The sequence below is a fragment of the Streptomyces sp. NPDC088387 genome, assembly GCF_044753385.1.
GTDB lineage: Bacteria > Actinomycetota > Actinomycetes > Streptomycetales > Streptomycetaceae > Streptomyces.
Genome location: NZ_JBIVNC010000015.1, coordinates 26169 through 46140, shown reverse-complemented (window position 1 = coordinate 46140; position 19972 = coordinate 26169). Strand labels below are relative to the sequence as shown.

17 protein-coding genes are annotated in these 19972 nt (G+C 72.2%); 15 read left to right on the top strand and 2 right to left on the bottom strand.

Annotated features, from left to right (window positions below):
* The first annotated feature begins 301 nt into the window (after positions 1-301).
* The 10 genes from ACIQAC_RS32045 (at position 302) to ACIQAC_RS32000 (ending at position 12247) form a co-directional block, all read left to right on the top strand.
* A complete protein-coding gene (locus ACIQAC_RS32045) occupies positions 302-2878 on the top strand; it encodes a SpoIIE family protein phosphatase (RefSeq protein ID WP_402197578.1) in 2577 nt (858 codons plus the stop codon).
* A 76-nt stretch (positions 2879-2954) separates the two neighbouring features.
* Complete coding sequence (locus ACIQAC_RS32040) at positions 2955-3494, top strand: hypothetical protein (protein ID WP_402197237.1); 540 nt, start codon at positions 2955-2957, stop codon at positions 3492-3494.
* A 147-nt stretch (positions 3495-3641) separates the two neighbouring features.
* On the top strand, positions 3642-4484 hold the full coding sequence (locus ACIQAC_RS32035; RefSeq protein ID WP_402197235.1) for a chitosanase: 843 nt from the start codon (positions 3642-3644) through the stop codon (positions 4482-4484).
* Positions 4485-4708: 224 nt separating this feature from the next.
* Complete coding sequence (locus ACIQAC_RS32030; protein ID WP_402197233.1) at positions 4709-6130, top strand: DUF6351 family protein; 1422 nt, start codon at positions 4709-4711, stop codon at positions 6128-6130.
* A gap of 408 nt (positions 6131-6538) precedes the next feature.
* Positions 6539-8407: an ATP-binding protein gene (locus ACIQAC_RS32025; protein ID WP_402197232.1), complete on the top strand. Its 1869-nt coding sequence runs from the start codon at positions 6539-6541 to the stop codon at positions 8405-8407.
* Entirely contained in the window at positions 8404-8826 is a 423-nt protein-coding gene (locus tag ACIQAC_RS32020) for a roadblock/LC7 domain-containing protein (protein WP_402197229.1), read from the top strand. Before ACIQAC_RS32025 ends, ACIQAC_RS32020 begins: the two co-directional genes overlap by 4 nt.
* Positions 8823-9188 carry a DUF742 domain-containing protein gene (locus ACIQAC_RS32015; protein WP_402197227.1) on the top strand — a complete coding sequence of 122 codons (366 nt, stop codon included), beginning with the start codon at positions 8823-8825 and terminating at the stop codon, positions 9186-9188. The genes ACIQAC_RS32020 and ACIQAC_RS32015 overlap by 4 nt, the downstream gene beginning before the upstream one ends.
* Positions 9160-9786, top strand: coding sequence for a GTP-binding protein (locus tag ACIQAC_RS32010; RefSeq protein ID WP_402197225.1), 627 nt, complete (start codon positions 9160-9162; stop codon positions 9784-9786). Before ACIQAC_RS32015 ends, ACIQAC_RS32010 begins: the two co-directional genes overlap by 29 nt.
* Positions 9783-11024: a cytochrome P450 gene (locus ACIQAC_RS32005; protein ID WP_402197223.1), complete on the top strand. Its 1242-nt coding sequence runs from the start codon at positions 9783-9785 to the stop codon at positions 11022-11024. Before ACIQAC_RS32010 ends, ACIQAC_RS32005 begins: the two co-directional genes overlap by 4 nt.
* A complete protein-coding gene (locus ACIQAC_RS32000; protein ID WP_402197222.1) occupies positions 11021-12247 on the top strand; it encodes a cytochrome P450 in 1227 nt (408 codons plus the stop codon). Before ACIQAC_RS32005 ends, ACIQAC_RS32000 begins: the two co-directional genes overlap by 4 nt.
* Positions 12248-12466: 219 nt before the next feature.
* Here ACIQAC_RS32000 and ACIQAC_RS31995 read toward each other — a convergent pair whose 3' ends face one another.
* Positions 12467-13972 (bottom strand): helix-turn-helix domain-containing protein, encoded by a 1506-nt coding sequence (locus ACIQAC_RS31995; protein WP_402197220.1) that lies wholly within the window; start codon positions 13970-13972, stop codon positions 12467-12469.
* A gap of 130 nt (positions 13973-14102) precedes the next feature.
* On the bottom strand, positions 14103-14684 hold the full coding sequence (locus tag ACIQAC_RS31990) for a dihydrofolate reductase family protein (protein WP_402197218.1): 582 nt from the start codon (positions 14682-14684) through the stop codon (positions 14103-14105).
* A gap of 153 nt (positions 14685-14837) precedes the next feature.
* Here ACIQAC_RS31990 and ACIQAC_RS31985 point away from each other — a divergent pair, with 153 nt between their 5' ends.
* From ACIQAC_RS31985 to ACIQAC_RS31965, 5 genes are all read left to right on the top strand, one after another.
* Positions 14838-15458, top strand: coding sequence for an L-threonylcarbamoyladenylate synthase (locus tag ACIQAC_RS31985; protein ID WP_402197215.1), 621 nt, complete (start codon positions 14838-14840; stop codon positions 15456-15458).
* A 161-nt stretch (positions 15459-15619) separates the two neighbouring features.
* Positions 15620-16375 (top strand): dienelactone hydrolase family protein, encoded by a 756-nt coding sequence (locus tag ACIQAC_RS31980; protein WP_402197213.1) that lies wholly within the window; start codon positions 15620-15622, stop codon positions 16373-16375.
* 219 nt (positions 16376-16594) lie between these two features.
* Positions 16595-17788, top strand: coding sequence for a glycoside hydrolase family 64 protein (locus tag ACIQAC_RS31975; protein ID WP_402197212.1), 1194 nt, complete (start codon positions 16595-16597; stop codon positions 17786-17788).
* 133 nt (positions 17789-17921) lie between these two features.
* Positions 17922-18794: an MHYT domain-containing protein gene (locus tag ACIQAC_RS31970; RefSeq protein ID WP_402197210.1), complete on the top strand. Its 873-nt coding sequence runs from the start codon at positions 17922-17924 to the stop codon at positions 18792-18794.
* A gap of 106 nt (positions 18795-18900) precedes the next feature.
* A complete protein-coding gene (locus ACIQAC_RS31965) occupies positions 18901-19971 on the top strand; it encodes an LLM class flavin-dependent oxidoreductase (protein ID WP_402197208.1) in 1071 nt (356 codons plus the stop codon).
* The last annotated feature ends 1 nt before the right edge of the window (position 19972 follow it).

The following is a 19972-nucleotide window of genomic DNA, read 5'->3' as shown; positions in this document are numbered from 1 at the left end:
CGTGCCCGCGACGTCACCTTGCGTGACACCCCTCGCCTCCGGGGGCGCGGGAGTGTAAACAGGGCACATGGTCCGGCACTTGGGGCGCGACGGGAGGACAGGGTCGACCCGTCGCCCCGGCGACGTGCGCGCACAGCGCTCGTCCGACCGCGTCCGGGAAGTCGGTGAGCGGCGCGTGCCGGGGAACACGGAACTCTCGCTCGTACGGCACCGGCGCGCCGCGGGCCAACGCGCCCGGAAGGGCCCCTTCGCGTCGCTGCGGGCGGCGCTGAGCGGGCGGACCGTCGCGGGCCAGGTCTTTATGTTCCAGGTCGTCATCGTGCTCGTCCTGGTGGGTGCCGCGGTGGCGGCGCTGCTGCTCCAGGGGCGGTACGACAGCACCCGCGAGGCCACCAACCGCTCGCTGGCCGTCGCCGAGACCTTCGCCAACGCGCCCGGCACCCGGCAGGCGCTGAGCACCCCCGACCCGACCGCCGTGCTCCAGCCCAGGGCGGAGGCGGCCCGCAAGGCCGCCAAGGTCGACTTCATCGTGGTGCTCAACACCAACGGCATCCGCTACACCCATCCCCTCCCGGACCGGATCGGCCGGCAGTTCGTCGGCACGCTCGAACCGGCGCTCGAAGGGCGGTCGTTCACCGAGGAGATCGACGGGACGATAGGGCGGCTCGTGCAGGCCGTGGTGCCGATCGAGGCGCCGGACGGCAGGGTCGTCGGACTCGTCTCGGCCGGCATCACGACCGAGCACGTCGGCAGCACCGCCAACCAGCAGCTGCCGCTGGTCCTGTTCGCCGCCGCCGTCGCGGTGGCCCTCGCCACCGGCGGGACCGCGCTGGTGAGCAGACGCCTGCTGCACCAGACGCACGGCCTCGGACCACGCGAGATGACCAAGATGTACGAGCACCACGACGCGGTGCTGCACGCCGTCCGCGAGGGCGTGATGATCGTCGACGGGGAGGGCGAGCTGCTCCTCGCCAACGACGAGGCGCACCGGCTGCTCGACCTGCCCGACGACGCCGAGGGCCGGCACGTGCGCGCCCTCGGCCTCGATCCCGACACCGCCGAGCTGCTGGCCTCCGGGCGGGTCGCGACCGACGAGGTGCATCTGGTCGGCGAGCGTCTGCTGGCCATCAACCAGCGGCCCACGGATCTGCGCGGCGGCCCGGAGGGCAGCGTCGCCACCCTCCGTGACTCCACGGAACTGCGCGCCCTGTCCGGCCGGGCCGAGGTGGCCCGCCAGCGCCTGGACATGCTCTACGACGCGGGTGTCTCCATCGGCACCAGCCTGGACGTGACCCGTACCGCCGAGGAGCTGACCGAGCTGGCCGTGCCCCGGTTCGCGGACTTCGTCTCGGTGGACCTCTTCGACGCGGTGATCGGCGGCGAGTCGCCCGAGGCCGGGACCGAACTGCGCCGCACGGCGTTCAACGGGGTCCGCAAGGACGCGCCGCTGTATCCGGTGGGTGAGCGGATCCGGTTCGTGCCGTCCTCGCCGCAGGCCCGCGCCCTCGACTCGGGGCAGGCCGTCGTCGAGCCGCGCCTCGGTGACGCGCCGGGCTGGCAGGCACAGGACCTGGAGCGGACCGCGCAGGTCCTGGAGTACGGCATCCACTCGCTGATCACCGCGCCGCTGCGGGCCGGGGCCCTGGTCCTCGGCCTGGTGAACTTCTGGCGCTGCGAGGCGCCCGACCCGTTCGACGAGGAGGACCAGGCGCTCGCCGAGGAACTGGTCGCGCGGGCCGCGGTCTCCATCGACAACGCCCGCCGCTACACCCGCGAGCACACCATGGCCGTGGCGCTCCAGCGCAGCCTGCTGCCGCGCACCCTGCCGGAGCAGAACGCCCTGGACATCGCCTACCGCTATCTGCCCGCGCAGGCCGGGGTCGGCGGCGACTGGTTCGACGTACTGCCCCTGTCGGGCGCGCGGGTGGCGCTGGTCGTCGGTGACGTCGTGGGGCACGGGCTGCACGCGGCGGCCACCATGGGCCGGCTGCGCACCGCGGTGCACAACTTCTCCGCCCTCGACCTCGCCCCCGACGAACTGCTGCATCTCCTCGACGAGTTGGTGGGCCGGATCGACCTGGACGAGACGGCGGACGGCGCGGCGGCACCGGTCACCGGGGCGACCTGTCTGTACGCGGTGTACGACCCGGTGTCCCGGCTGTGCACCATCGCCCGCGCGGGCCATCCGCCGCCCGCCCTGATCCGGCCCGACGGCACCGTCGAGTACGCGGAGGTGCCGGCCGGACCGCCGCTGGGCCTGGGCGGGCTGCCGTTCGAGACGGTGGACGTCGAACTGGCCGAGGGCACCCGGCTGGTGCTGTACACGGACGGGCTCGTCGAGGACCGGACGTGGGACATCGACGAGGGCCTGGAGATGCTGCGCTCCACGCTCGAACAGGCGGGGCCCTCCCCGGAGGACACCTGCCGGGCCGTCGTCGACGCGCGGCTGCCGGACCGGCCGAGCGACGACATCGCGCTGATCGTGGCCCGCACCCGGGCGCTGGGCGCCGACCGGGTCGCCGAGTGGGAGGTGCCGCCCGATCCGGTCGCGGTGGGCGAGGTGCGCTCCGCGGTCACCCGTCAGCTCACCGCATGGGGGCTGGACGAGGCGGCGTTCACCACGGAGCTGATCCTGAGCGAACTGGTCACCAACGCGATCCGCTACGGCGGCTCCCCGATCCGCGTCCGGGTGCTGCGCGACCGCAGTCTGATCTGCGAGGTCTTCGACGGCAGCAGTACCGCGCCGCATCTGCGCTACGCGGCGATGACCGACGAGGGCGGACGCGGGCTCTTCCTGGTGGCTCAGCTCGCGGAGCGCTGGGGGACGCGCTATCTGCCGGGCGGCAAGGTGATCTGGGCCGAACAGCCGCTGCCCTGAGCCCGCCGCCGACGAGCCGCCGAGCGCGTGCGACCTCGGCGGAGCTCCGGCCAAGTGGCCTGATTAGATTACGGACATGTTCACATCAGGGGTGGGGTTCTTCGCGCTGTTCGGGTTCGGCTGGTGGCTGTTGGGCACCGGTACGGTCGCCGGACCGGCCTGGACGGCGGTCGCCGTCGTCGCGGGTCTTGTCATCACCGCAGGGCTGCTGCTGTTCGCCCACCGGCGACTGCCGTCCGGCCGCGGTGAACCGTTCCCGGTCGAGCGGCGCCGGCGGTTCGCCCAGATCAACGCGTTGCAGTGGATCCTGATCGCCGCCATCGCGATCGGCTGCGGCCGGGCGGGCGTGCCGGAGCTCATCGCACCGCTGATCGCGCTGGTCGTGGGGGTGCACTTCCTTCCGCTCGCGGCCGTCTTCGAACAGCCGGCGCTGCGGATCCCGGCCGCGTTGCTGATCGTCGCGGCGGCCGCAGGCGCCGTCACCTGGGCGGCCGGGGGGCCGGCGGTGAGCGTGCGGGTAGTGGTGGGCGTGATGTCGGCACTGTCCCTGTGGGGTACGGGGCTCTGGACGGTGGCGGCACAGTCACGCACCGAGGAGGCCGCAGCCGGTCGCTGACAGTCACTGACGGCCGCCGTTTCTATTGACTCCGTAAATTCCGTGCCGCACACGCTGGGCACACCTGCCCATCATCTGATAGGAAACCTTCCTATCAGAACGACGTATGGCCAACCCTCCACTCCCCCACATCATTTGGAGGCTCATATGCACGTGCCCGAGCACACCGACCGAGCCGGCGGCACCTCGCGCCGCAGTGTTCTCGCCCTCTTCGGCGCGTCCATCGCCGCGGTGCCCCTGCTCACCTCCCACGCCTCGGCCTCGCCCGCATCCGCGCAGGCGGTGGGCCTGGACGACCCGGCGAAGAAGGAGATCGCCATGAAGCTGGTGTCGAGCGCGGAGAACTCCTCGCTCGACTGGAAGGCCCAGTACCAGTACATCGAGGACATAGGCGACGGCCGCGGCTACACGGCGGGCATCATCGGCTTCTGTTCCGGCACCGGCGACATGCTGGACCTGGTCGAGCTGTACACCAACCGCAAGCCCGGCAACGTCCTCGCCCGCTACCTGCCGGCGCTCCGGCGGGTCGACGGCACCGACTCGCACGACGGCCTCGACCCGAACTACCCGGCCGACTGGCGGCGCGCCGCCCAGGACGCGGCGTTCAAGCAGGCCCAGAACGACGAGCGTGACCGCGTCTACTTCAACCCGTCGGTGAGCCAGGGCAAGGCGGACGGCCTCGGTGTCCTCGGCCAGTTCTGCTACTACGACGCCATCGTCATGCACGGCGACGGCGGCGACTCCACCAGCTTCCGCAACATCCGCGCGCGGGCGCTGCGTTCGGCCCAGCCGCCGTCGCAGGGCGGCGACCAGGTGCGCTACCTCAACGCGTTCCTGGACGCGCGCGTGTGGGCGATGAAGCAGGAGGAGGCGCACAGCGACACCAGCCGCGTCGACACGGCACAGCGGGTGTTCCTGCGCGCGGGCAACCTGAACCTCAACACACCGCTCGACTGGAAGGTGTACGGCGACAGCTTCCACATCGGCTGACGCACAGGACCCGGCCGCCGGCGGTGTTTCCTCCCGCCGGCGGCCGACGTATGCCCGGACCCGCCCGGCGACCGGGCGCGAGCGTCCCGGCGGGCGCCCCTCCGCGCGTTCCTGTGTGCGACCAATATGAACGCAATGATCATTACTGTGGCTCTGGGCCCGGCGTGTTCCTAGCATCCTGCCCGCGGCGCGACGACGCGCCCGAAGAACCAAGGAGCCGTGGCATGACCACTCGCGAACGCATCCACCGGCGGTCCCGGCGGGCCGCCCTGGCCGTCGCCGGGGCGCTCGCCGCCTCCCTGATGGCCGTGCCCGCGGCGCAGGCCGAAGCGCCCGTGGCCTGTCCGGCGGAGCTCGACGGCAAGGCCGTCTGCCACACCGGCCAGGACGCCAACGGCGCCTACTACGCCATCGCCGTCCCGAAGAACTGGAACGGCTCGCTGGTCATGCACGCGCACGGCGGCCCCGACCTGGGCGAGGCGTCCGACCCCGCGCGCAGCCTGGAGGACCTCGGGCGCTGGTCCGTGATGGTCAAGGAGGGCTACGCCTGGGCGGGGTCCTCGTACCGCCGTGGCGGTTACGGCACCCGGATGGCCGCCGAGGACACCGAGAACCTGCGCCGCCTGTTCGTCTCCGAGTTCGGCAAGCCGAAGAAGACCTACGTGCACGGCCAGTCGTGGGGCGGAAACGTCGCCGCGAAGGTCGCGGAGGTCTACGGCACCAAGAAGGGCCGCTACGACGGGGTCCTGCTGACCAACGGCGTCCTCGGCGGCGGCTCGCGGGGCTACGACTACCGCGTCGACCTGCGGGTCGTGTACCAGTACTACTGCCAGAACCACCCGCGGCCCACCGAGCAGCAGTACCCGCTGTGGCAGGGTCTGCGGCCCGGCTCCACGATGACCTCCGCCGGGCTGCGCGCCCGTCTCCAGGAGTGCACCGGCTTCGAGTCCGCCCCCGAGGCGCGCACCGCACTCCAGCAGCGCAACCTGGACGACATCCTCGCGGTCACCGGCATCCCCGAGCGCACGCTGGAGTCGCATCTGCGGTTCGCGACCTTCACGTTCCGCGACATCGTCTCGACCCGTCTGGGCGGCCGCAATCCGTTCAGCAACGTCGGAGTGCGCTACTCCGGCTCGCACGACGACAAGGCCCTCAACGCGGGCGTGGAGCGCTTCTCCGCCGACCCGACGGCCAAGCGTGACCTGTCCTACGACAGCGACCTCACCGGCAAGGTCTCGATCCCGGTCCTCACGATGCACGCCATCGACGACCCGACCGCGTTCATCGAGCACGAGTCGGCCTACCGCGACTCGCTGAAGGGCGCGGGCCGTGACCGGTACCTCGTGCAGACCTTCACCAAGGAGACCGAGCACAGCGCGCTGAGCGACGCCGAGTACGCCAACTCCATCGCCGCGCTCAACAAGTGGGTCCGCACGGGCCACAAGCCCGACGCGCGCTCGATCGCCGCGAACTGCGCGGCCTTCGACAAGACCTACGGCACCGGCTGCTTCTACGACTCCAGGTTCCGTCCCGACTCGTACGCCTCGCACGTGCGTCCGCGTCCCGGCGGACTGCACTGGCCGGCCATGACCGCCGCCCAGGAGAAGTCCTGGAGCCGGATCGACGGCGTGGGAATCGCGCCCTGACCTCCTGTCGTGACGGTGGGCCGGCCCCGGTGATCCCGCCGGGGCCGGCCCATCGACTCGTCAGCCGTACTTCACCCCTGGGTCTCACCCAGGAGGAGCAGACCGGTCCGCCGGAGGCGGACAGCAGGACCCCCGAACTCACTTACGGCCTGGACCGCCTGCTACGGCCGTCCCGCCTCCCGGTGTCCGCGCCACGACGCGCCCGGTCCTCCGCTCGGCATTTCCGACAGTTGCCGCGGTGGAGTCGACCCACGAGCCGGTTCGGCGCGAAGTCGCCTCTCGTGGCGCGATTTCGAGCGATGACAGTGTGTACTGTGCTGCGAGCATCACGTCATGGGGCCGTGTGTCACCCAACTCCCGGCCCGTTCCCGCCCGTTGCTCGTGCTGATCCCTCTGGAAACCGAGTCGATGATCGAATTACCGGACCTTGCCGTCGGTGGCCTCGCCGCCGGCACGCTGTCCGCCATCGCCCTCGGCGGTGGCCTGCTGCGGTCCCGGCGGAAACAGTCCCTGCAACGGGCCGAGATCGCGGCCCTGCGCGGCCGCCTCGAAGGCATCACGGCGCTGTTCCGGTCCGAGGTCGAGCATCTGGCGGACCGCCGGATGCCGGCCGCCGCCCGGCAGCTGACCCATCCGCATCTCTCCGTGCCCGGCCCGCTCCGGTCCGGAACTCCCGGGACCCCGCTCGGCATAGCGCTGGAGGACGTCCTCAACGGGCTGCGTATCGAACTCCAGGCCCAGCGCGTCCGTATCGACGCGGCGGCGCAGGCCGGGATGCGCGGCGCCACCCGGGAGATCCAGGCGGCGCTGTACCGGTTGCAGGACGCCCTGCGCGCACTCCAGCAGCGCTATGACGACCCGGAGTTGACGCAGGTCCTGTTCGAACTCGACCACGAGAACGAGCAGTCGCTGCGCCGGGCCCAGGTGGCCGCCGTGGTCTGCGGCGCCTGGGTGGGCCTGGCCCGAGAGGAGTCGCATCTGGTCGACGCCGTCACCGGCGGTCAGGCCCGGCTCGCGGGTTACCACCGGGTGCGCGTGCACAACCACCTCGAAGCGGGCACGGCCCTGGTCTCGCACGCCGTCGAACCCGTCGCGATCATCGTCGCCGAGCTGCTCGACAACGCGCTGCGGCACTCGTCGCCCGACACGGACGTCACCGTCAACCTGGAGCACGTGCACCACGGGTGCTGTGTCACCGTCGACGACGCCGGTCTCGGTATGACCCAGGAGGAGCGGACGCGGGCCCAGCGGCTGGTCGCCGGATCCGATCCGATCCTGCTGACCGACCTGGGCGACCCACCGCGGATGGGGCTCGCCGCGATCGGCCAGCTCACGCGCCAGTTCGACCTCACCGTCGACCTGTCGTCCCCCTCCCCGTACGGCGGCGTACGGGCCGTACTGCGGGTCGACAGCCATCTGCTCAGCCGCGTCGACCCCACGGAGAAACCCCCGGCGGCCAGCGCCCCCCGCTCCACCCGCACCGGCCGCTTTCCGGAACCGGACCACACGGACGCCGGCGCCCCGGACCTCACCGGCACGGACCCGACACCGGCCCACTCCGACACGGGCGGCACCCACACGCCTGCCGCCTCCGACACGGGTGCGGCCCACACACCGGCCCACTCCGGCGCGAGCACCGACCACTCGCCGGTCGGCGACGGCACCCGCGCCCACCACGACCGGGTCGCCTTCGACACGGGCGGCACGGGTCACGCCCCGGTCGGCACAGGCTCAGGCACCGGCACCGGCACCGGCACCGGCACCGGCGAGGAGCCTCCGCCCGTCAACGGCGGCACGGACGCCGAGCACCCGTCGGTCGCCCTCGGCGCCGGCCGGGCGCAGAGCAACGGCCCCACCGCGGTGGAGCCTTCGCCGACCGCCGATCACACCGGCCCGGATCTCGCGCCCCACAACACCCCGGCGCCCGACCCCGCCGGGCACTCCTACAGCGCGGACCCCGGCGCGCAGGCCCTCTCCGACCACGAGGGTCAGCTGGACTCCGACCTCGACGGGCTCCCGCGTCGTCGGCGCCGGGTGCGTGCCGCCGCGGCCTCGTCCGACCTGCCCGGGCCGCGCCGCCCCGCCAGGCGCCCGGAGGAGGCGGCGGCCGCACTGGGCGCACTCCAGTCCGGCACGGCGGCGGCCCGCGCCGGTACCGCGGACCCGGCGGGGACCACCCCCGGCGAAGCCGCGCGGCGGCCCGTGGCCGACGACACCGCGCACACCACCGGGCACATGACCGAACACACCGACCACGAAGGGGGAGCGGCCCGATGACCAGCCGTGACGCGGGCGACACCGCATGGGTGCTGGAGCCGATCCTGGAGGTGCCGCACGTGGTGGCGGCCGTACTGCTCACCCGGGACGGGCTCATCACCGGTTACACCGATGTGCTGGGCCGCGCGTCGGCCGAGCGGGTGGCCGCCATCACGAGCACCGTGCAGGGCGCCTGCCGGACCGCCGCGGCGGCCTTCGCCGACCGGGACAGAGCCGAGGTGCGGCAGATCGTCATCGAGTCCGACCACGGCTACGTGCTGATCGTGCCGACCGACCACGGCACGGTCGTCGCCGCGTACGGCGACCCCGAGGTGCGCCTCGACCTGCTCGCGCACCGGGTGCACTCGCAGGTGGCGCGGCTCGGCGAGAAGGCGATGGCCGCGGCGCCACGAGGGACCGACGGCGGCACTCCGGTATGACGGGCCGGCCGGGCGGCCGCGGCCTGGTTCCCGCGTATCTCTCGACGGGCGGGGTGGCGCGGCCCAGCCGCCCGTGCCTGGAGCGCCTCTCGGTGCTCACCCGGAGCAGGGGCGCCGACCCGCCGGCCGGACTGCCCGCAGCCCAACTCGCCCTGCTGGACGAACTGGACGAGGGCTCGCTGACCGTCGTGGAGGCCGCCGCCCTGCTCCGGCTGCCGGTCTCCGCCGTACGTGTCCTGGCCGCCTGTCTCGTCGACCGCGGCCTGGTCCTCGCCCGCGAGCCGATCCCGCCCGCCGAACGGTTCGCCCCCGATCTGCTGAAGAGAGTGGCCGATGGCCTCCGCGCCCTCAAGCACCAGTGACACCGCCGCCGCCGACGGCGGCATCCATCTGCCGGACACCGCCCGCGACCTGGTGAAGATCCTGGTCGCCGGCCCGTTCGCGGTGGGCAAGACGACTTTGATCGACTCCGTCTCCGAGATCCGCCCGCTGCACACCGAGGAGCAGCTGACGGAGGCGTCCGTCCCGGTGGACGATCTCGACGGGGTGCGCGAGAAGACGACGACGACCGTCGCGATCGACTTCGGCCGGATCAGCCTGGCGGGCGGGATCGTGCTGTACCTGTTCGGGACGCCGGGACAGGAGCGCTTCCGCTCGCTGTGGGACGACATAGCCTACGGCGCGCTCGGCGCCCTGGTCCTGGTCGACAGCCGGCGCATCGACGCGTCGTTCGACGTGCTCGGCCTGGTCGAGGAGTGCGGGCTGCCGTACGCGGTGGCCTTCAACGCGTTCCCCGACTCGCCGACCCACCACACCGAGGAGCAGCTCCGCGAGGCGCTGGACCTGGAGATCGACACGCCGATGGTGACGTGCGACGCCCGGGACCGGAACTCCTCCGTCGACGCGCTGCTCACCCTCATCCAGCACCTCATCGACAGCAATCCCGCGGAGCACCGGTGACCACACATCCCGCCGCCCAGGAGACCTTCGCCCGTGCCACGCCGGTGCGGCTGTGGGAGGACGGTTTCGCCCGCGATCCGTACTCCTACTACGCGGCGCTCGCCGCGCACGGCCCGGTCGGCTGGGCCGAACTCGCGCCGGGCGTACCGGCGTACGTCGTGACCGACCGGCGCGCGGCGCTGGATCTGCTCCACGACACGGAGACGTTCTCGCACGATCCGCGGCCGTGGGAGTCGACGGTCGCCGACGACTCGCCGGTGCTCGGGATGATGCGCTGGCGGCCCAACACGCTGTTCGCGGACGGCGCCGCGCACGTCCGCTACCGCACGTCGCTGATCGACACGTTCGACCTGGTCGAGCCGCACGACCTGCGGGCGCGTGTGCACCGCGCGGTGCACGTCCTGGTGAGCCGGATCGGACCGCACGGTGAGGCCGACCTGGTGGCGGACTTCGCGCGGCCGCTGATGGCGCTGGTGTTCAACAGCCTGTTCGGGCTGCCGGACAGCCAGAGCGAACGGCTCAACGCGGCGCTCGGCAAGATGATGGAGGGCGGCGCGCAGGCGGCCGAGGGCGAGGCCGAGTTCGGCGGCTACGTACTGGAGCTGATCGCCGCCAAGGTGGAGCGGCGCGGCGACGACCTGCCGAGCGCGCTGCTGGACCATCCCGCGGAGCTGACCCCCGAGGAGGTCACCTGGCAGGTGTTCCTCACGCTCGGCGCCGGGCACGAGCCGACCACCAACCTGGTGAGCAACGCCCTGTCGCGGATCCTCGGCAACCCGGAGTACTACTCCACCCTCACCAACGGGGCCCGCCCGGTGATGGACGCGGTGGTGGAGGTGCTGCACCACGAGACCCCGCTCGCCAACTACGGCATCCACTACGCCCGGGAGGCCGTGGCCTTCCACGGCACCTGGCTCCGGGCCGCCGTGCCCGTCGTCATCTCGTACGGGGCGCTCGCGCACTTCGCCGAGCAGGCGGACGAGGACCGCGAGGCCCGGCCCCGGGACGCCTCGCACCTGTCCTGGTCGGCGGGCCCGCACACCTGCCCGGTCAAGCAGCACGCGCTGCTCATCACCACCGAGGCCATCGAGCGGCTCACCCAGTGGCTGCCCGACCTGGAGCCGGTCCTGCCCCGCGAGCGGCTGACCTGGCGTCCGGGCCCGTTCCACCGCTCGCTCACCGCTCTGCCCGTCCGGTTCAGCCCCCGCGCCCCCGACCAGCCTGGAGAGTTGCCGTGACCGTCACCGACCGCATCGCCCTCGACCCGTTCGGCGCCGAGATACCCGCCGAGAGCGCCCGGCTGCGCGCGCTCGGACCGATCGTCCCCGTGGAGCTGCCGGGCGGCATACCGGCCTGGGCGCCCACCGGCTACGACACCCTGAAGAGCCTCATCCTCGACCCGCGGGTCAGCAAGGACCCCCGTAAGCACTGGAACCTGTGGGGCAGCGTCGGGGACCATCCCTCCTGGGGCTGGGTGCTGGGCTGGGTCGGTGTGGTCAACATGCTCTCGACGTACGGCGAGGACCACACGCGGCTGCGCAAGCTGGTCGCCCCGAGTTTCACACTCCGCCGTACCGAGGCGATGCGGCCGCGGGTGGAGGCGATCACCGCCGAGCTGCTGGACGCGCTGGAGGCCGGTGACGACGGGGTCGTCGACGTGAAGGCCGGGCTGGCCCATCCGCTGCCGATGCGGCTGATCTGCGAACTGTTCGGTGTCCCCGACGAGTTGCGGGACGCGACGGGCCGGCTGATCGCCGCCATCATGGACACGTCCGACCCGAGCCCGGAGCACGCCGCGTTCGTCCAGGAGCAGATCGGTACCGTGCTGCCGGCCCTGATCGCGTACCGGAGCGAGCATCCCGGCGACGATCTGACGACCGAACTGGTGCGGGTGCGCGACGAGGACGGCGACCGGCTCAGTGACGAGGAACTGCTCTACACCCTGCTGCTGGTCATCGGGGCGGGCTTCGAGACGACCGTGAACCTCATCGGCAACGCGGTCGTGGCGCTGCTGCGGGATCCGGCGCAGCTCGCCGCCGTCCGGTCGGGGGCGGTCGGCTGGGACGCGGTGATCGACGAGACGCTGCGGGTGCACCCGTCCATCGCCTCGCTGCCGCTGCGGTACGCGGTGAGCGACATCGAGGTCGGCGACGTCACCGTGCCGGCCGGGGACGCCATCATCACGACGTATGCGGCGGCCGGGGTAGATCCGGCGCGCTACGGGGCGGACGCCGACGTGTTCGACGCGGCGCGCGGCGCCGACGACCATCTGTCGTTCGGGGTCGGTGTGCACCGGTGCATAGGCGCTCCACTGGCCCGTCTTGAGGCCCTCACCGCGCTGCCCGCGCTGTTCGAACGCTTCCCGGAGATCCGCCTCGCGGTCGCCGAGGAGGAACTGCGGCAGGTGCCGTCGTTCATCGCGTTCGGCTGGCAGGAGGTGCCGGTGCAGCTGCGCGGCTGACCGCGCCCGACCCGGACCGCGCGACACGTGTGTTCCGGCCGTGGGAGCCCGACCGGTCCCCCGTGCCGGTCGTGCCCCCACAGCTCGTTGAACTTACGTCGACAGTGGCCCGATTGTGAACCTTGCCGATGCCCCCTCGGACGCCACGAGCACTCAACCGTGCACAGATGCGTCCACTTTGTTTGGCTTTGCGCGATCTCGGCATCCGATCGCCACGCCTCACCCCGTGGCGAGATCCAGATCCGGCGGCGCGAGCTCGCCGAGCGCCAGATGCGAGAGCACCACCTCGTACAGATCGCACCCGGCGGCGAGGAGTTGCCGTTCGAGTACGGGCTCGGCGCCGCGCACCCGCTCACGCACGGTCTGCGCGTGCACACCGAGCACCTGGGCGGTCCGTTCGGCGTTGGCTCCGCACGCGAGCCAGGCGCGCAGCGTACGGCGCAGATCGCGGCCGTCGGTGTCCAGCCGGGCCAGGAGCTCCTGGGACCAGGTGCGCAGCGCGGGCCCGGAGAGCAGCGCTCCGAGGTCCGCGGGGGCCGGACGGCCGGCGGTCCGGTCCGCGTCGGCGTGGCCCTCCTGGGTGTTCAGCGCGAGGTGCACGGTGGCGCGTACGGCGAGGTCGGAGAAGTCGGTCCGCAGCAGGTGCTCGACGCGGTCCATCCGGGCCCGCACGGTGTTGCGGCTGACGCCGAGCACCTTGGCCGCGCTGACCGCGGTGAACTCCAGGCCCAGCCGGGTGGTGGCGAGGAGTTCGGCGCGGGTGTGGTGCGGCAGGGTGTCCAGCGGGCGCAGCAGCCGGGTGGACCAGGCGCGCAGCACGGCCGGGTCCATCAGGCGTTCGGGGTGGGTGCGCTCGGCGTAGACCGCCGACTGTTCGGGGCGGAAGCGGGCGACGGCCAGTGCGCTCACGGCCTGGCCGTAGGCGGTGGCGGTGCGGGCGAGGGCCTGGCGGACGCTGCCGCCGAGGAAGGTGTCCGGGCGGGAGCCGACCAGGGCGCGCAGCTCCCGCGCCTCGGCCTCGTCGGGGACGACGACGATGACGTGCCCGTCGACGGCCGGGCAGCGCACCACCAGGGCACGCTCGCGGGTCGCGCTGAGGCACTCCTCGGCGAACCGGTCGCGTTCCTCGGGGCGGCTCTCGGCGACGTAGACACAGGCCGAGTCCGTGTCGAGGAGGCCGGGCCAGAGACCGGCGGCGACCCGACGGGCGGCCACGATGTCCTGGACCATGAGGAGTTGCAGGATCGCCAGGCGCAGATCGGCGGCGGCCCGCTTCAGCCGGCGTCCGGCCGCGGTCGACTCCCTTGCCCGCAGCAGGAGTTCGAGGACGGTGGCGGCCTGGGTGACGATCTCGGAGGTGCGCCGGTCGAAGGGTGCCGTGCGGGTCACGGTCAGCACTCCGGTGGCGGCGGGCGCCGGCAACTCCACGCGGACCAGCCGGAGATGACGTCCGCCCTCCTCCAGCGACGCGGAGGCGATCCGGCCCGTGACGACCGCCTCGGTCAGCCCGGGTTCCACCGGGATGTGCCGCCCCGCCAGCAGTGTGCCGCGGTCGTCCCGCAGGGACACCGTGCCGTCCACGGCGGCCGCGAGCCACGCGACCACGCGGCCCGGGTCCCGGCCGGACGGCCGCAGCTGGTCGAGGAGTTCGCCGGCCCAGGCCGTCGCGCGTCCGTCTCTGTCGCCATCGGTGTCGGTGTCGGTGCCGTCCCCCTGGCCGGCCATGTCGCCCACTCCTCTTCGTTCGTGTCGGCCCGGTGTCGCTGACGGGACGTTACCCCACGCTCCTTGGTGACCCGGGGTGTCGAACAGCGCGGCCACGGCGCCCGGCACGCGGCGGAACCGGCGCCGTCGCTCAGTCCGCCGGGTCCGTCTTCGGCCGCGCGGCGGGGCGGTAGCGGACGTTCAGCGCGGCCCGGGGGTCGCCGTCGCCGACCCGGTCCAGGCGGACCGGCTCGTGGCCCGGGTTGTCGTAGAGCCGGATGCCCTCGCCGAGCAGTACGGGGGCGATGTGCAGGTCGATCTCGTCGATGAGGCCCAGTTCGAGGAGCTGGCGGCCGATGGTCGGGGAGAACACCTCCAGGTTCTTGCCGTCGGCCGCCTCGAGGCCGAGCCGGACCGCCTCGCCCGGGTCGCAGCTCAGGAAGGTGACACCGTCGCCGGGCGTCGCGTCCTCGGGGTGGTGGGTGAGCACGAAGAGCGGTCCGTTCCAGGCGCCGCCGTAGACGTAACCGGTGTGCGGGTACTGGTCCCAGCCGCTGCGGCCGCCCAGGATCGCGCCCGTGGTCTCGACGTACTCGTCGATCAGGCCGGGGCGGGTGGTGAAGCCGGTCGCCCAGTCCATCTCGTGGTGGGGACCCGCCACGTATCCGTCGAGCGACATCGTGAAGTGCCAGAGCACCTTTCCCGCTGCGCTCTGCGGCTCGGTGTCGCTCATGTGCCGCCTCCTCTGCCTTCTGCTCGGGGCTGCCGACGGTGACCTCCACGCTAACGGCGTCCGCGCGGGGCGTCTGCCCGCCGGTCACCGGTCCGGCACACCACTCGGGTCACCCGTGTCTCCCCCGCGCCCCGAACCGCATAAGCTCGGCCAATGGCGAAGTACTACGACGTGCACCCCGACAACCCCCAGCCCCGCACCATCGCGCAGATCGCCGAGAGCATCCGCGCCGACGCGCTGATCGCGTACCCCACGGACTCCTGCTACGCGCTCGGCTGCCGGATCGGCAGCCGTGAGGGCATCGACCGGATCCGTTCGATCCGCCAGCTCGACGACCGGCACCATTTCACCCTCGTGTGCCAGGACTTCGCGCAGCTCGGCCAGTTCGTCCGGATCGACAACGACGTGTTCCGCGCGGTCAAGGCGTCGACGCCGGGCAGCTACACCTTCATCCTCCCGGCGACGAGGGAGGTGCCGCGGATGCTCCAGCACCCGAAGAAGAAGACCGTCGGTGTGCGCATCCCGGACCATGTCGTCACCCAGGCGCTGCTCCACGAACTGGGCGAACCGCTGCTCTCCAGCACCCTGCTCCTGCCGGACGAGGCGGAGCCCATGACCCAGGGCTGGGAGATCAAGGACCGGCTCGACCATGTCCTGGACGGTGTGGTCGACTCCGGGGACTGCGGCACGGAACCGACCACGGTGATCGACTTCTCGGGCGGCGAGGCCGAGATCGTACGGCACGGGGCGGGCGACACGTCACGGTTCGAGTAGCACGAGGACCGGGCACCACCCCGGCCGCGGCCCCGGCAAGGTTCCGGCAGAACGACCGGTGCCGGTGCGGGTGCCCCGGAGGGGGCGTGCCACGATGATCGCGATCGGGCCCGTCGGGCCGACGGGCCGTTCGCCGTCGACCGCGCAGGAGGCACACCGTCATGACGGCCGTACAGGGAACCATCGTCGACATCCCCACCGAGGACGGCACCGCGGACGCCTATCTGGTGCGTCCCGCCGAGGGTGGCCCGTATCCGGGGGTGCTGATGTACATGGACGCGTTCGGGCGGCGGCCGCACCTCAACGCGATGGCGGACCGGCTGGCGGGGGCCGGCTACACGGTCCTGGTGCCGAACGTCTTCTACCGCTTCGGGCGGACGCCGCTGCTGGAGCTGCCCGAGTTCATCGACGACGAGGCCCGCCCGCCGCTGCTGGGGCGGATCATGCCGATGCTCCGGACGCTCACCCCCGACCTGGCGATGCGGGATGCCGCGGTCTATCTGCGCCGGCTCGCCGAGGAACCTGCCGCCGCGGACGGGCCGGTGGCGGTCACCGGCTACTGCATGGGCGCCCGGCTGGCCCTGCTCACCGCGGGCACCTTCCCGGACCAGGTCGCCGCCCTCGCCGGTTTCCACGCCGCGCAGCTCGCGACGGACGCTCCCGACAGCCCGCATCTGCTCGCCGACCGGATCGGCGCCGAGGTCTACTTCGGCCACGCCGACGAGGACCCGTCGATGCCGCCGAAGGCGGTCGAGCGCCTGGAGAACGCGCTGACGGAGGCGGGCGTACGGCACCGCTGCGAGGTGTACAAGGGCGCGCACCACGGCTTCACGCAGTCGGACACGTCGGTGTACGACGCCGACGCGGACGCCCGGCACTGGGCGGCCCTGCTGGACCTGCTCGACCGCACCTTCTGACCTGCGCGGGCACCAGCCCGTGACCGGGGCCCGCCGCGCGAGAGAACGCGGCGGGCGCCGCTCGTTCCCGCCCCGCAGTTCCGCCTCCTCAACCAGCGTTCTCCACACGGCCCTTGTCCTCAGCATTGACATGCCCGTGACGCAGCGGGAGTCTGAGAGCGCTCTCAAGCCCGGTACGGACCAATCCCCTGTCCCCCCACACCCGCACGGAGGTGGAGCGTGCTCACCAAGAAGCACCGTCTCCTGGCCACGTCCGCGGCGACCGCGCTGGTCGCCACGATCATCACGCTCGGCGGACCGTCCAGCGCGGACGCCGCGGTCCCCGCCACGATCCCGTTGGCGCTCACCAACAACTCCGGCCGCGGTGACGCGGTCCACGTCTACGTCCTCGGCACCTCTCCCGACGGCAGGCAGGGCTGGGCGGACGCGTCCGGCACGTTCCACGCCTGGCCGGCCGGCGGCAACCCGCCGTCCCCGGCGCCGGACGCGTCGATTCCGGGCCCGGCGGCGGGCCAGTCGAAGACGATCCGCATCCCGAAGCTCTCGGGCCGGATCTACTTCTCGTACGGCCAGAAGCTGGACTTCCGGCTGACCACCGGCGGGCTGGTGCAGCCGGCCGTGCAGAACCCCAGTGACCCGAACCGCAACATCCTGTTCAACTGGTCGGAGTACACGCTCAACGACTCCGGCATCTGGCTCAACAGCACGCAGGTCGACATGTTCTCGGCGCCGTACTCGGTCGGGGTGCAGCGGGCCGACGGCACCACGGCCAGCACCGGAAAGCTCAAGGCCGGTGGCTACAACGGGTTCTTCCAGGCGCTGCGGGCCCAGTCCGGCGGCTGGTCGGGGCTGATCCAGACCCGGCCGGACGGCACGGTGCTGCGTGCGCTGTCCCCGCTGTACGGCGTGGAGACCGGTGCGCTGCCGCGCGCGGTGATGGACGACTACATCAACCGGGTCTGGCAGCGCTACGCGTCGGCGACACTGACGGTCACACCGTTCAGCAACCAGCCGAACACCAAGTACTTCGGCCGGGTCTCGGGCAACGTCATGAACTTCACCAACGGTTCGGGCGCGACGGTGACCAGCTTCACCAAGCCCGACGCCGACAGCATCTTCGGCTGCCACCGGCTGCTCGACGCGCCCAACGACCAGGTGCGCGGCCCGATCTCCCGCACGCTGTGCGCGGGCTTCAACCGGTCGACGCTGCTGACCAATCCCAACCAGCCGGACACCTCGAACGCGAACTTCTACAAGGACGGAGTGACCAACCACTACGCCCGCGCCATCCATGAGCGGATGGTCGACGGCAAGGCCTACGCGTTCGCGTTCGACGACGTCGGCGCCCATGAGTCGCTGGTGCACGACGGCAACCCGCAGCAGGCCAGGATCACCCTCGACTCGTTCAACTGACCGGGCACGACCGGGAGTCCACCGGCCGTAGCGAAGAGTTGACCGGGACACGCACCGCAAAGACTTGCCCAGCTCACGTCTTCCCCCTAGACCATGCACACAACGTTCATGGCTCTGGGGGGAGTTGGGCGCTTTGGAAGGTACCGTCGACGGGTTTCGCTACGGAGCGGTGACCCCGGTCGCCGCGTATGTGATGGCGTGTCTGGGAGGGGCGCTCGGACTGCGCTGCATCGTGCGGTCGCTGCTGGACGAGCGGCCGTGGCGGCTCGGCTGGCTGGCGCTGGGTGCCGCTTCGATCTGCTGCGGCATCTGGACGATGCACTTCATCGCCATGATCGGCTTCCATGTCGAGGAGACCCGGATCCGCTACGACACGAGCCTGACGCTGCTCAGTCTCCTCGTGGCGGTCCTGGTGGTCGGTGTGGGGGTGTTCCTCGTCGGCGTGGGCGGCGCACAGCGTCGCACACTCCTCGTCGCGGGGTCGGTCACCGGGCTCGGGGTCGCCGCCATGCACTATCTGGGCATGGCGGCGATGCGCCTCAACGGCGAGATCGGCTACGACGTCCTCACGGTGGCGCTGTCCGCCGTGATCGCGGTCGGCGCGGCGACCGCCGCACTGTGGGCGGCCGTCACCGTCCGGGGTTTCCTGCCGAGCCTCGCCGCGAGTCTGGTGATGGGGCTGGCCGTCTCCGGCATGCACTACACGGCCATGTCCGCCGTGCACGTCCATGTGCACAAGACGATCGCGCCGACCTGGAACGGCAACTCGCCGGCCGCGCTGATGCTGCCGATGCTGCTCGGGCCCCTGGTGTTCCTGCTGCTCGCGGGCGTCGTCGTGATGTTCGACCCGCTTCTTGTGCTCGGCGAGGGCGACTGGAACCGCACGTCGGCCCGCCGACCGGCCAACGCCGCCCGGGAGCGGGCCCGCACCCACCCCGATCCACCCGGCCACCACGCCCGCGTCCGCCCCCATCCCCGCCCCCGCCCCCGTCCCCGCGACTGGTGACCCGGCGCGGGGGTCATCCGTCCGTCCGGTCCGGGAACACCGGAGGTGGGGACGCGGTTCTACGGCTCGTGGACGCGTGTCCACCACCGCCGGATGGAGGAGCCCCGTGCCACCCACCTCACGCCCGCTGTGCAAGCTCGGATTTCTGACCATCGGGCTGTTCGACGCGGCGGACCCGCGCCGGGGCCACGAGTCGACGCTGGAGATCATCGAGCTGGGCGAGCGGCTCGGCTTCGACAGCGCCTGGGTCCGCCACCGCCATCTCCAGTACGGCATCTCCTCCCCCGTCGCCGTCCTCGCGGCCGCGTCGCAGCGCACGAGCCGGATCGAACTGGGCACCGCGGTCATCCCGTTGGGCTGGGAGAACCCACTGCGGCTCGCGGAGGACCTGGCCACCGTCGACGTCCTGTCCGGCGGCCGGCTCAATCCGGGAGTGAGCGTCGGCCCGCCGATGCACTTCGACCGGGTCAAGGAGTCGCTGTACCCGGACACGGCCGACGCGGAGGAGTTCGGGTACGAACGGGTGCGCCGGCTGCTGGACTTCGTGCGCGGCGAGGCGGCGAGCGACTTCAGCGGCACGGAGGGGTTCGAGGTCTTCTCGGACCGGGTGCAGCCGCACTCCGCCGGCCTGGGCGGCCGTATGTGGTACGGCGGGGGCAGCCTCGGCTCCGCGCGCTGGGCCGGCGAGCACGGGATGAACCTGCTGACCAGCAGCGTCGTCAAGGCCGAAAAGCCGGAGGACGCCGAGAAGTCGCGGGCCGTCGAGGGCTCGCGGAGCGCCGAGGGGTCGCTGGACTTCGCCGAGATCCAGCTCTCGCACATCCGCGCCTTCCGCGCCGCCCACCCGGACGGCGACGCGGCACGGGTCTCGCAGGGCCTGGTCGTGATCCCGACCGACTCGGCCACGGCACGGCAGCGCGCGAAGTACGAGGCGTACGCCGCCGAGCGGCTGCCGCGCACCGCGACCCCGCAGGGTCCGGCGCGGCTGCTGTTCGCGCCGGACCTGGTCGGCACCTCGGCGGAGATCGCCGAACGGCTGCACGCGCACGCCGCCTTCCGTGAGGTGGACGAGGTGGCGTTCGCGCTGCCGTTCAGCTTCGAGCACGAGGACTACGTACAGATCCTCACGGACATGACGACGAAGCTCGGCCCGGCGCTGGGGTGGACGGCCCCGTAGG

What these genes read in the sequence shown, in the direction of transcription:
- ACIQAC_RS32045 (WP_402197578.1), top strand. Translation starts at nt 302, where the DNA reads ATGTTCCAGGTCGTCATCGTGCTCGTCCTGGTGGGTGCCGCGGTGGCG.
- ACIQAC_RS32040 (WP_402197237.1), top strand. Translation starts at nt 2,955, where the DNA reads ATGTTCACATCAGGGGTGGGGTTCTTCGCGCTGTTCGGGTTCGGCTGG.
- ACIQAC_RS32035 (WP_402197235.1), top strand. Translation starts at nt 3,642, where the DNA reads ATGCACGTGCCCGAGCACACCGACCGAGCCGGCGGCACCTCGCGCCGC.
- ACIQAC_RS32030 (WP_402197233.1), top strand. Translation starts at nt 4,709, where the DNA reads ATGACCACTCGCGAACGCATCCACCGGCGGTCCCGGCGGGCCGCCCTG.
- ACIQAC_RS32025 (WP_402197232.1), top strand. Translation starts at nt 6,539, where the DNA reads ATGATCGAATTACCGGACCTTGCCGTCGGTGGCCTCGCCGCCGGCACG.
- ACIQAC_RS32020 (WP_402197229.1), top strand. Translation starts at nt 8,404, where the DNA reads ATGACCAGCCGTGACGCGGGCGACACCGCATGGGTGCTGGAGCCGATC.
- ACIQAC_RS32015 (WP_402197227.1), top strand. Translation starts at nt 8,823, where the DNA reads ATGACGGGCCGGCCGGGCGGCCGCGGCCTGGTTCCCGCGTATCTCTCG.
- ACIQAC_RS32010 (WP_402197225.1), top strand. Translation starts at nt 9,160, where the DNA reads ATGGCCTCCGCGCCCTCAAGCACCAGTGACACCGCCGCCGCCGACGGC.
- ACIQAC_RS31995 (WP_402197220.1), bottom strand. Translation starts at nt 13,972, where the DNA reads ATGGCCGGCCAGGGGGACGGCACCGACACCGACACCGATGGCGACAGA.
- ACIQAC_RS31990 (WP_402197218.1), bottom strand. Translation starts at nt 14,684, where the DNA reads ATGAGCGACACCGAGCCGCAGAGCGCAGCGGGAAAGGTGCTCTGGCAC.
- ACIQAC_RS31985 (WP_402197215.1), top strand. Translation starts at nt 14,838, where the DNA reads ATGGCGAAGTACTACGACGTGCACCCCGACAACCCCCAGCCCCGCACC.
- ACIQAC_RS31980 (WP_402197213.1), top strand. Translation starts at nt 15,620, where the DNA reads ATGACGGCCGTACAGGGAACCATCGTCGACATCCCCACCGAGGACGGC.